Below are 9,610 nucleotides of genomic sequence, written 5' to 3'. Positions count from 1 at the left end.
CCTTTCTCATATCCGTCTTTCCACAAACAATATAAATGTTCTTGACGTCTGTATAATCTTGCCTCATTCATTTCTCAACTCCCTTATGACGGTTTGAATGATATGCTCATCCACACCGTTAAAGAAGGAAAGTTCAAGGCTGCCTGATTTCATCGTAAAAACAGGAGTTGCCGAGGAAACTGGTGGGGTCGCTAACATAGGTTCTTCTTTTTCAGGATGGAGTGTTACGGGCACGATGATTAGTTCTTCATGTGGCATAGAAAAGCACCTCCTTCAATTGATATTTCTATCTTAGCAAGAGGTGCTTCATTTTTGTATGCGTTGTTTGATTACGGGTTTACAGTTATGGATAAGTAAGAGATTAGTTAGGTGTTTCAATTTAAAATACGGTACCCTGGTTTAATTTCGCTACTTGCATAGAACTATAAACTCCCAAATATAGACGAGTTTGATCAAGGTTTGTTCCCAAACTGACATAATAAGCTGATTCAGACCCAAAATCGTAATCTACATTTATAACACTGAAATCACTGGGTTTATAATTTTTCTCTAATTTCGTATAAGCTAGTGCCCCTCTTATCGGAGCTCCTGGATTACCTTTCCTCGCAATGTCGGTAAAGATAACACTGCCAGTCAAATCGGAAAGTGAGTTTCCCATATAGACTTGCACACCTGTAAGGGCAGTACCTTCAAACTTATCGGTTCTGCTATCATCATGAAAATAACTAGTTAAAGGTAAAAGGCGCTTTGCTGAAGCTTCCACTGCTTCTTGATAATAAGCAATTGTTTTCTCATCGCGACTTGTATTTGTGGAACATTCTCTTGGTATGGAAGTGGGAAAGGCCCCCTCCCATCCTCGCCATCCGAAGTTAATCAATCCGGCTCGATCAAGTTCAGATTGATTTGGAGAAGTCTGAACTAATCGTGTAACTGGTATCGTTCGGTAATTGATGAATGAGAAAATGGATTCCACTAAATCTTGTCCGACATTTCCTGCATATTTAATATATTGATTATTACTCCTTTGAAATGCAATCCCTGGTATGTTGCGGACCCCCTTTGCCATTATTGTAAGTATGGACTGAATGCTTGTTGGTAGTTCATTAAAACGAGTAACTACTGGAGGGTTATTCATAAATGTATTCGTATCAACATCAATTTCAATTATTTTACCGGCTATTTCCATATCATCCTGACTTAAATTAAATGGGTCATAACCTGAGCCGCCATCTCCAGTTGTCAAAACAAGTCTTCCGGTTTCGGGAGAGAAGTTCAAACTGTTAACACCGTTATGATTAGCAAATGGCCTTCGTAAGTTAAGTAACGTGCGTCTTTTTATCGGGGCACTGTTTGTCTGTATCATCCATTCTTCAACGGTATCAATATGATCGTATTGGGTTTCTCTATTGGTCCATTTGAGGTTCAACGTAGCAGGATCGCAAGGATCAGGTTTAAAAGGCTCAGCTAATGCACCTGGACCTTGGGTGTCAGCAACTGAATAATGGATGTAAAAAAGACCGTTATAATAAAATTGCGGATGAAATGCTAATCCTATTAATCCCCGTTCATCATAATCTTCTAGTTTTATAATTTGAGAGCGAATATCCAGAAAAAGCCTTACATCTCCATCTCCAATGAAAAAGATTTCCCCGACCTGAGTTGCGATGAACAATCTTTCCATCGAGTCACCTGGCAGGACCGCTGTCTTTAGAACAGTTGGCAAGTTTAACTTAGTCACAATCGGACGTAATTGAATATTAACTTTTATCAACTAATATTACCCCTTCCTCTCTTCTCTCTTATAAGATTATGGTCAATGCAGCTGCCATAGTACCAAATAGTAACTTCTATCTAATTAACAGGAGGTAAATAGCGTCAGTACGAGCACATCTGTGTGCTGGCAGCTTGTTTTATAGAAAATCTCAGATTGAACATTCCAAGCATAAAATACGTTATTAAGGCATTTACCTATAATGGAGGTGCCAAATGCGGAATTTTGTTAAGAGAGTTTTCATGAAAGCTTGGGGCAAGGAGCTTGTTCCGATAATTGATATTCGTTCAGGGGCGATGCATCTAGTGGTCGGTGCGCTGTTAGGCGCGATTGCAGTTATTTTACAATCAGCAGGAATATTCACTGGGATCGGTTATCTGTTCAGTACGATGACCACTCTTCCACTGGCGCTTGCGGGTCTACTGTCACTGAGAATTGGAGTGATGACGTACAGCTTAACTGGATTATTACTGGCAATATTACAACCAAGCGAGCTATTAATATTTCTCTTTACAACAGGATTATTAGGACTAAGTTTAGGAACTGGGATTAGGTATTTAAAGAGAAGCATATTGGTTAGCGTATTTTCGGCAACATGTCTGACCTCGGGGATCAGTATTTTATTATATGGATTCAGATTTGCCGTATTGGGACCATCGATAACTTCTCATTTTAGTAGTCTAATTATTTTAGGGGTATTCGGATTTGCATTATTGTATGGCTGGATTTGGAAAAAGATTAGTATCTCGGCTTTTAATAAAGTTGTTTCTAAATAGAAACTTAATGAGGTGTGAGTGCTCGAAGAAGTTTATAATTTAGGAGGGTATTTTGGTAACATCAATGAAAAGAACTTGCATATATTTAAGTCCTTACAAGCGTGATAAGAACACGAATGAAAAGAGATTGCTTATGTTTGTGCTCTTAGAAGCCGTGTAAGAACACGAACGAGAAGATTTTATTTATGTTCATGCACTTAGTAGTCGTATAAGAACACGAATGACAAGAAATTGTTTGTGTTCATGCACTTAGAAGCCGTGTAAGAACACGAACGAAAAGATTTTTTTAATGTTCATGTTCTTAGAAGCTATATAAGAACACGAATGACAAGAAATTGTTTATGTTCATGCACTTAGAAGCCTTGTAAGAGCACGAACGAAAAGAAATTGCTTATGTTCGTGCTCATAGAAGCCGTATAAGAACACGAATGACAAGAAATTGTTTATGTTCATGCACTTAGAAGCCGTGTAAGAACACGAACGAAAAGAATCCGTTCATGTTCGTGTTCTTATAAAGTAGTCGCTATTTAGTTCGGACGAAACCATTTCTTATATGGTCAAATTTAACGCCTGATTACAAGTAATATCGCGGTCTCGCGTCTTTCTAGGAAGCCAACCTTAATCCTACCGCTCCAGAAATGATAAAAGTTAAGAAGATGATACGTAGAATACTCATCTTTTCCTTAAAGAAAACGACCCCCATAATTACCGCTCCGGTTGCTCCTAGTCCCGTCCAAATTGCATACGCAGTTCCAAGAGGAATATCACGCATCGCCAATGCAAGGAAATAAAAGCCAAGTCCAAAGACAACAACTAATGTAAGAAGCCATTTCCATGACCGTTTTTTCAAATACATATTGATGCTGGCAACCCCGAAGATTTCTCCAAAGCTTGCGAGGAATAAATAAAACCAGGCCATTACGCATCACCTTCCTTTAACGATACTGAATCCTGTGATTTATCTTTTTCACCTGTCGTCAATTGAATACCTACTACACCAATAATAATCAGCAGGATAAAAAGTCCTTTTGCAATTGTAAATGTTTCTCCTAAAAAGGCGAAATCAATGATTGCAATCGCTGCAGCTCCTGATCCGGTAAATGTGGCATACACGGAGCCGGATGGGAGGACTTCACATGCTTTAATGATGAAGTAAAAGCTTAAAATAAGAGCGATTATTGTCCCCGACCACATCCAGAAGTTATCGGAATACTTCAATCCAAGCACCCAAACAACTTCAATAATTGCAGCAAATAATACATATGTCCATCCCATAGATGGGCCTCCTTTGTCTGTGTCAATTACTATCATCTTAACGATAACCGCTGGTTAAAGTCCATTAAATGAAACCTTTTGAAGACTGGTTAATCATGTTACTATGCAGTTCCTCCTTTAGAGATGGTATAATGAAAAAATCAGTGTGTAGAGATATTGGTAACTTAAGTAACCAAAAATATATGTCATTTTGATACGTCTACCATCTGAAAATAAAATTTTTCGGAGGGTAACGATGCATAAGGAAGAAAGATTGCCACAAAATGCAAAGGAAGGCATATTATTTATGTTGATTATTTCCTTGATCTCGGTGAATACAATTGCACCGATAATCATGGGAATGGAAAGAGGTTTCAGTATAGAGGTTTATTTAGACACGTTAAAGATTGTTCCACTTATGTGGGGTATTGTAATTATTCTAGTACGATTTGTAGCAGGACCGTTAGAAGGGAAGATCCTACCGAAATTCATTGAAAAAACGGATGGATTTAATGCACGCATTCTAATGAATACTTTTTTTAATGTAACTGTCTTATCGATTATCCTCACTATTGTCGGCTCCTGGGTTGGTGCGAGAGAAATAAGTATAGAGCCTATTCAAATCTCTTTCTCAGCTGGTTTAGGAATTTTGGGATAGCATTTTGGATTGAAATAGCACTTGCCCAACCTATAGCTAGATATGTTATGAAGAAAATACATCGTAAACAAGCAGCAAAAAGAATCTATGATTGCTTAGAATGGAAGCAGATTTTTAGCTTTTCCCTATTGAAAACTAATTTTAGGTATAATGAGGACAAAGGGAATGAAATAATAATTACAAATCAAATAAGGAGTGAAGATGTCTCTAATGGGCAAAGTATTGACTGAAGAACAACATCAAGAATTACTCAGTGTTCTGAAAAAACGTTTTGAAGAAAACATGCACCGCCATGAAGGGCTTCAGTGGACAGATGTTGAAGCAAAGCTGGAGTCTAACCCTGATAAATTATGGTCACTACATGAAATGGAAAGAACAGAAGGTGAGCCAGATGTAGTTGGCTTTGAGGAAGGTACGGGATCATACATTTTCTGTGATTGTTCCAAGGAAAGCCCAAAAGGACGAAGAAGCCTGTGCTATGATCGGGAGGCTTTGGAATCGAGGAAAAAACATCCGCCTAAAAATAGTGTAATGGATGTGGCGAATGAAATGGGAATTGAGCTCTTAACAGAAGAACAGTATCGTGATTTACAAAAGTTAGAAGTTTTTGATCAGAAAACATCAACTTGGGTGAAAACACCAGACTCGATTCGAGAATTGGGTGGAGCGATTTTCTGCGATTACCGGTATGGGCAAGTGTTCATGTATCATAATGGAGCAGATTCTTATTACGCTTCTCGAGGATTCCGAGGATTACTCAGGGTATAAAAACCCACAAAGAATAAGATGTGAAGGGAGTAGGTTTGTTAACCTGCTCTTTTTTTATGTGTTGATTTTATGGTACAGAGATAAAATAAACTAATCTATCTTGCAATGCACTATATTGTAATGTAAGATAGTGATAACAAATTAACTGAGGTGAATACCTTGTCGACAACAACACAAATGCTAAAAGGGTTATTGGAGGGGAGTTTACTTGCTCTGATTGCAAAAGGGGAAACGTATGGCTATGAGATTACAGAGAAGTTGAAAGAACATAATTTTGCTGTGGTAAGTGAAGGAAGTATCTATCCGGTTCTCTTGCGTCTTCAAAAAAACAAACTGGTTACTTCTGTCATGAGAAAATCTCCGGCTGGACCGAAGAGGAAGTATTATTCTATTACGGAAGTAGGATTAGAAGAGCTGGAAAGGTTTAAGGAGCACTGGGAGAAGCTATCAGCCGGGGTCTATTCATTGCTTGAAGAAGGGGATGGGGATGATGTTATCTAAGGAAGCAGATCAATTCATTATAGAACTTAGAATGTATCTTTTATCGAAGGGTAAGAAAGAAGAAGAAATTGCTGAAATTACCGCTGAGCTGGAAGACCATTTGCTTGTTGCGGAAGCAGAGGGAAAAGGAATTAAAGATATTATAGGAAGTTCACCAAGGGAATATATGAAAAGTATTGGCAAGGAAATGGGATTTGATGCAAGGCAGTTTATGACGCTGGCCCCCATGACAGTATTGTTGGTAGTAGCATTCTCGTGCTTTACTCCTGCCCTCATGGGTGAATTTAGCTTATCTAAAGTGGGGATTTGGGGACTAGGGACTGTAAGTGCTCTGTCCTTTGTACTTTACGGGTTCTTACTCGTCCGTGTCTTGCCAAAATTTTTTCATTCCAAATGGTTCTTCGTTATAGTTGGAGCGGCATATATCATTACAACTGGAATTTTCCTAGCTGTGCACTTTTTGGAACAAGACCCATTTTTTATAGCTTCTCCAATGCAAAATAACTTGATTGTTATAGGATGCATCATTGTATTTATTACATGGGCATTTTATTCGAAATCATGGATCACAATCATAGTTCCGTTCTTCCTGTCTTGGGGACCGTTAGCACTACGTTTCACACCGGAGCATATTAATGAAGACCCTGTCTATATAACAATTACAATCGTTATATTTACACTTATCATTGCTAGTATCATTTATTTTGTCTACCGTAAAAATAAGAAAAAGAAAGCGTGACAATGATCAAAGTCACGAAGTAAAAATCGAGGAGGAATTTCATGAATGTCGGCTTGATTGGGGCAGGAGCTATTGCTAACTTTTTATTAAAAGAAATTAATCTATCTCAAAAAGATACGATCTCAGTCAAAAGTGTTTATGTACGTAATAAAGAAAAATATGAGGCATTGGAATCTGAATTCGGAGTTAAACTATATACAGATCTTCATGCTTTCTTGGATTCAGAGATTGATATAGTTGTAGAAGCGGCGAATGTAGAGGCAGTAAAGACACTTATTCCTGAGTGCATCAAGAAAAAAGATGTAGTGTTAATTAGTGTTGGTGCCCTTGTGGATAATGCATTACTATTGGAAGTTGAACAATTAGCTGAAAAGCATAATCATTTTATTCATTTGCCATCAGGTGCAATAGGCGGATTAGATTTACTGCAGAATGCTCATGCACTTGGTACGGTGACAAGTGTATCAATAACAACAAGAAAACCTGCTCATTCACTTATCGATGAACCGCTAACGGAAGAAAAAATTATTTTTGAAGGAAAAGCAGCAGATGCGATTATTCAATTTCCAAAAAACATAAATGTTTCCATCGTTTTGTCTCTAGCAAGTTTAGGGATACATCATACAACTGTAAGAATGATCGCAGATCCACATATCGAGAAAAATATCCATCAAGTTGAAATGAAAGGTGAATTTGGGGATGCAACTTTTACAATAAAAAACAATCCGCTCCCATCCAATCCAAAAACGAGTTATTTGGCAGCAATGAGTATTTTGGGTACGTTAAAGAGATTGGAAAGCAAGATAAAGATCGGATAATGGAGAGTAACCCAGGAAAGTATTAATGGAAGAAAGGGCTGAGAAAATGAAGTTTAAAGATTTTACTGCTGCTCAAGTAAGAATTGCGAGGCCAACCGATCAGTTTGAAGAAGTGATTGATTTTTACGTCAATGGATTAGGGCTGCAGGAGATACAACGATTCGAAGGTCATCGAGGATATGAGGGTGTGATAATCGGATTACCAGATGTCGACTATCACTTGGAATTTACCCGTCATGTTGACGGAAGCCCCTGCCCTGCTCCCTCTAAAGACAATCTATTGGTATTTTATATAACGAATAAAGAAGAAATTAATGTTGTAGTTGATCGGTTGAATAAAATGGGCTTCCCGGAAGTGAAGCCAGAGAACGATTATTGGAAAGAACAGGGAGTTACCATTGAGGATCCGGATGGCTGGCGAATCGTATTAATGAACCGATCCTATACTTAAGATGTGAGTGAGTCGAAGGAAATTATAGTTTCCTTCGACTTCTGTAACTTATCTAGGAGGACGATTTTGACGGTACTTTTTATCGTCTTTCATGTCATTTAATTCCTCTTTGCTTTTGTTCTTTTTCTTTTTACCTTTGCTCATGTGATTCACTCCTTTTAAAGGATAGTCTGAACAAAAACTAACTTTCAATACACATAAAAATGAAATAGGAATGGATAAACTAGGACATGATAAGACTGATATCTTTCACTAGGAGGTCTGATTCATGTCTGAAGAGAATAAGAACAGAGAAAAAGATAAAGGTAAACAGAGGAATGTAAGAAAATATGATACACGGCCAAAGCGAGATGTGGAAATTGCAGAGGATACGGAGTTTCTGAATCTGCATCAAAAGAAAAACAAACGAGCGGGAAGAAACTAAAATTTAGAAAAGAGTGTATGACTTCAACTAAATCGTTGAGCATACACTCTTTACTCAATTAATAAAGTTATCGATTTAATTTTTTCCCTCTGCGTAATAATTAGCCATAACATCCTCAGGGACCATACTTCCCCCCGTCGCCCATACGATGTGCGTGGCGTTTTCCATTTTCCCAGTTAGATTGTAGTTTTCAAAATAACTTTTCCCCTCTTGGAATAATTTCGTTGGACCAATCATGCCTGCTAATGCAGAGGGCTCCAACAATATCTCTTCTGTGTCTGCCAAATCCTTTAATAAGCTATACATCTTTTCATCCCTCACCGTAAAACATCCGCTTAAAAATGGTTCCATCACTTTACCGACGAAACCAGAGGGCCGGCCAACTGCTAAACCATCTGCTGCAGTTTGGTTATCAAGTCCGATATCCTGAACGGAAATCTCGTCATGAAGCGCGGTCATCATTCCTAACATTATGGCTGGTGAATGTGTCGGTTCCGCAAAGAAACAATGAACATGATCTCCAAAAGCAAGTTTTAAGCCAAAGGCTACTCCTCCGGGCCCACCACCAACTCCACAAGGCAAGTAGACGAACAATGGATGTTCCTCATCAACGGTTATATTTAAATCATCCAATTGTTTTTTCAGTCTGGAAGCGGCAACTGCATAACCTAAAAATAAATCCGTTGAATTCTCATCATCGACAAAGTGACATGTCGGATCTTTTTCGGCTTGTATTCTCCCCTCTTCTACGGCTTTACTGAAATCTGCTTCGTATTCCACCACTTTAACGTTTTTACTGCGTAGTAAGTCCTTTTTCCATTGTTTTGCATCACGGGACATATGAACAGTGACTTGGAAACCTAACTTGGCGCTCATGATGCCAATGCTGAGTCCTAAATTCCCTGTTGAGCCGACAGCAATAGAATAGTTGGAGAAAAACGTACGGAACTTCTCATTAGCTAAAATGGAGTAATCGTCGTCGGTTGTGAGTAGTCCCTTTTCTATAGCTAACTGCTCTGCATGTTTCAGTACTTCGTATATTCCACCTCTTGCTTTAATCGATCCAGAAATAGGGAGGTGACTATCACATTTTAGTAATAACTCACCAAAAATGGGTTGTGAATAATCCTTCTCTAGTTTTTGCTTCATTTTTGGGATTGTTACGAGGGGGGATTCGATGATTCCACCCGCCTCCTTTGTCTCTGGATAAACATTGGCTATATAAGAGGCAAACCGATTCAGCCTATCTTCTGCATCTATTACATTAGCGCGAGACAATGGAGCGAGCTCTATACCCGTTTGATAAGCTGATAGTTTTGGATTAAACCATAGGGTTTCCTTTAATGAAATTAAATCTTCGATTAGTGGAAATGATGCTTTGAACTGTTGAAGATGATTGATGTCCATATGAGAACCCTCCGTATACTAATTACCTGCAGTTTACCATTCT

General features: G+C 38.4%; 13 protein-coding genes. 8 read left to right on the top strand and 5 right to left on the bottom strand.

Annotated elements, in window-relative coordinates; translation table 11 throughout:
* Positions 1-63: 63 nt before the first annotated feature.
* Positions 64-258, bottom strand: coding sequence for a hypothetical protein (locus tag M3210_RS13765; protein ID WP_251515526.1), 195 nt, complete (start codon positions 256-258; stop codon positions 64-66).
* A gap of 121 nt (positions 259-379) precedes the next feature.
* Positions 380-1,771 carry a PQQ-dependent sugar dehydrogenase gene (locus M3210_RS13760; protein WP_251515524.1) on the bottom strand — a complete coding sequence of 464 codons (1,392 nt, stop codon included), beginning with the start codon at positions 1,769-1,771 and terminating at the stop codon, positions 380-382.
* A gap of 215 nt (positions 1,772-1,986) precedes the next feature.
* On the opposite strand from M3210_RS13760, the gene M3210_RS13755 reads away from it, so the two are divergent.
* Positions 1,987-2,547, top strand: coding sequence for a hypothetical protein (locus tag M3210_RS13755; RefSeq protein ID WP_251515515.1), 561 nt, complete (start codon positions 1,987-1,989; stop codon positions 2,545-2,547).
* Positions 2,548-3,151: 604 nt separating this feature from the next.
* On the opposite strand, the gene M3210_RS13750 is transcribed toward M3210_RS13755, so the two are convergent.
* A complete protein-coding gene (locus tag M3210_RS13750) occupies positions 3,152-3,466 on the bottom strand; it encodes a DMT family transporter (protein WP_251515512.1) in 315 nt (104 codons plus the stop codon).
* A complete protein-coding gene (locus tag M3210_RS13745; protein WP_251515510.1) occupies positions 3,466-3,822 on the bottom strand; it encodes a DMT family transporter in 357 nt (118 codons plus the stop codon). Before M3210_RS13745 ends, M3210_RS13750 begins: the two co-directional genes overlap by 1 nt.
* Positions 3,823-4,057: 235 nt before the next feature.
* Here M3210_RS13745 and M3210_RS13740 point away from each other — a divergent pair, with 235 nt between their 5' ends.
* From M3210_RS13740 to M3210_RS13710, 7 genes are all read left to right on the top strand, one after another.
* Positions 4,058-4,459, top strand: coding sequence for a hypothetical protein (locus tag M3210_RS13740; RefSeq protein WP_349774363.1), 402 nt, complete (start codon positions 4,058-4,060; stop codon positions 4,457-4,459).
* Between the two features lie 210 nt (positions 4,460-4,669).
* Positions 4,670-5,227: a DUF4256 domain-containing protein gene (locus tag M3210_RS13735; RefSeq protein ID WP_432806991.1), complete on the top strand. Its 558-nt coding sequence runs from the start codon at positions 4,670-4,672 to the stop codon at positions 5,225-5,227.
* A gap of 177 nt (positions 5,228-5,404) precedes the next feature.
* Positions 5,405-5,728, top strand: coding sequence for a PadR family transcriptional regulator (locus M3210_RS13730; protein ID WP_251515538.1), 324 nt, complete (start codon positions 5,405-5,407; stop codon positions 5,726-5,728).
* The gene (locus M3210_RS13725; RefSeq protein ID WP_251515506.1) at positions 5,718-6,467 is read left to right on the top strand and encodes a hypothetical protein; all 750 of its coding nucleotides are present in this window, start codon (positions 5,718-5,720) and stop codon (positions 6,465-6,467) included. The genes M3210_RS13730 and M3210_RS13725 overlap by 11 nt, the downstream gene beginning before the upstream one ends.
* A 41-nt stretch (positions 6,468-6,508) precedes the next feature.
* Positions 6,509-7,285 (top strand): aspartate dehydrogenase, encoded by a 777-nt coding sequence (gene nadX, locus M3210_RS13720; RefSeq protein WP_251515504.1) that lies wholly within the window; start codon positions 6,509-6,511, stop codon positions 7,283-7,285.
* Between the two features lie 25 nt (positions 7,286-7,310).
* Complete coding sequence (locus M3210_RS13715; protein ID WP_251515502.1) at positions 7,311-7,736, top strand: VOC family protein; 426 nt, start codon at positions 7,311-7,313, stop codon at positions 7,734-7,736.
* A gap of 268 nt (positions 7,737-8,004) precedes the next feature.
* Complete coding sequence (locus M3210_RS13710) at positions 8,005-8,160, top strand: hypothetical protein (protein ID WP_251515499.1); 156 nt, start codon at positions 8,005-8,007, stop codon at positions 8,158-8,160.
* 75 nt (positions 8,161-8,235) lie between these two features.
* Here M3210_RS13710 and dsdA read toward each other — a convergent pair whose 3' ends face one another.
* Complete coding sequence (gene dsdA / locus M3210_RS13705; RefSeq protein WP_251515532.1) at positions 8,236-9,561, bottom strand: D-serine ammonia-lyase; 1,326 nt, start codon at positions 9,559-9,561, stop codon at positions 8,236-8,238.
* Between the last annotated feature and the right edge of the window lie 49 nt (positions 9,562-9,610).

Source organism: Oceanobacillus luteolus (assembly GCF_023715655.1).
In the GTDB taxonomy this organism is placed as follows: Bacteria; Bacillota; Bacilli; order Bacillales; family Amphibacillaceae; genus Oceanobacillus; species Oceanobacillus luteolus.
The sequence above is the reverse complement of the archived record's forward strand: the minus strand, read 5'-3'. Positions and strand labels throughout refer to the sequence as shown.

Excerpts from the sequence above, each read along its gene's own strand:
- M3210_RS13755 (WP_251515515.1), top strand. The coding sequence starts at position 1,987 with ATGCGGAATTTTGTTAAGAGAGTTTTCATGAAAGCTTGGGGCAAGGAG.
- M3210_RS13710 (WP_251515499.1), top strand. The coding sequence starts at position 8,005 with ATGTCTGAAGAGAATAAGAACAGAGAAAAAGATAAAGGTAAACAGAGG.
- M3210_RS13725 (WP_251515506.1), top strand. The coding sequence starts at position 5,718 with ATGTTATCTAAGGAAGCAGATCAATTCATTATAGAACTTAGAATGTAT.
- M3210_RS13765 (WP_251515526.1), bottom strand. The coding sequence starts at position 258 with ATGCCACATGAAGAACTAATCATCGTGCCCGTAACACTCCATCCTGAA.
- M3210_RS13750 (WP_251515512.1), bottom strand. The coding sequence starts at position 3,466 with ATGGCCTGGTTTTATTTATTCCTCGCAAGCTTTGGAGAAATCTTCGGG.
- M3210_RS13740 (WP_349774363.1), top strand. The coding sequence starts at position 4,058 with ATGCATAAGGAAGAAAGATTGCCACAAAATGCAAAGGAAGGCATATTA.
- M3210_RS13735 (WP_432806991.1), top strand. The coding sequence starts at position 4,670 with ATGGGCAAAGTATTGACTGAAGAACAACATCAAGAATTACTCAGTGTT.
- M3210_RS13745 (WP_251515510.1), bottom strand. The coding sequence starts at position 3,822 with ATGGGATGGACATATGTATTATTTGCTGCAATTATTGAAGTTGTTTGG.
- nadX (WP_251515504.1), top strand. The coding sequence starts at position 6,509 with ATGAATGTCGGCTTGATTGGGGCAGGAGCTATTGCTAACTTTTTATTA.
- M3210_RS13715 (WP_251515502.1), top strand. The coding sequence starts at position 7,311 with ATGGAAGAAAGGGCTGAGAAAATGAAGTTTAAAGATTTTACTGCTGCT.
- M3210_RS13730 (WP_251515538.1), top strand. The coding sequence starts at position 5,405 with ATGCTAAAAGGGTTATTGGAGGGGAGTTTACTTGCTCTGATTGCAAAA.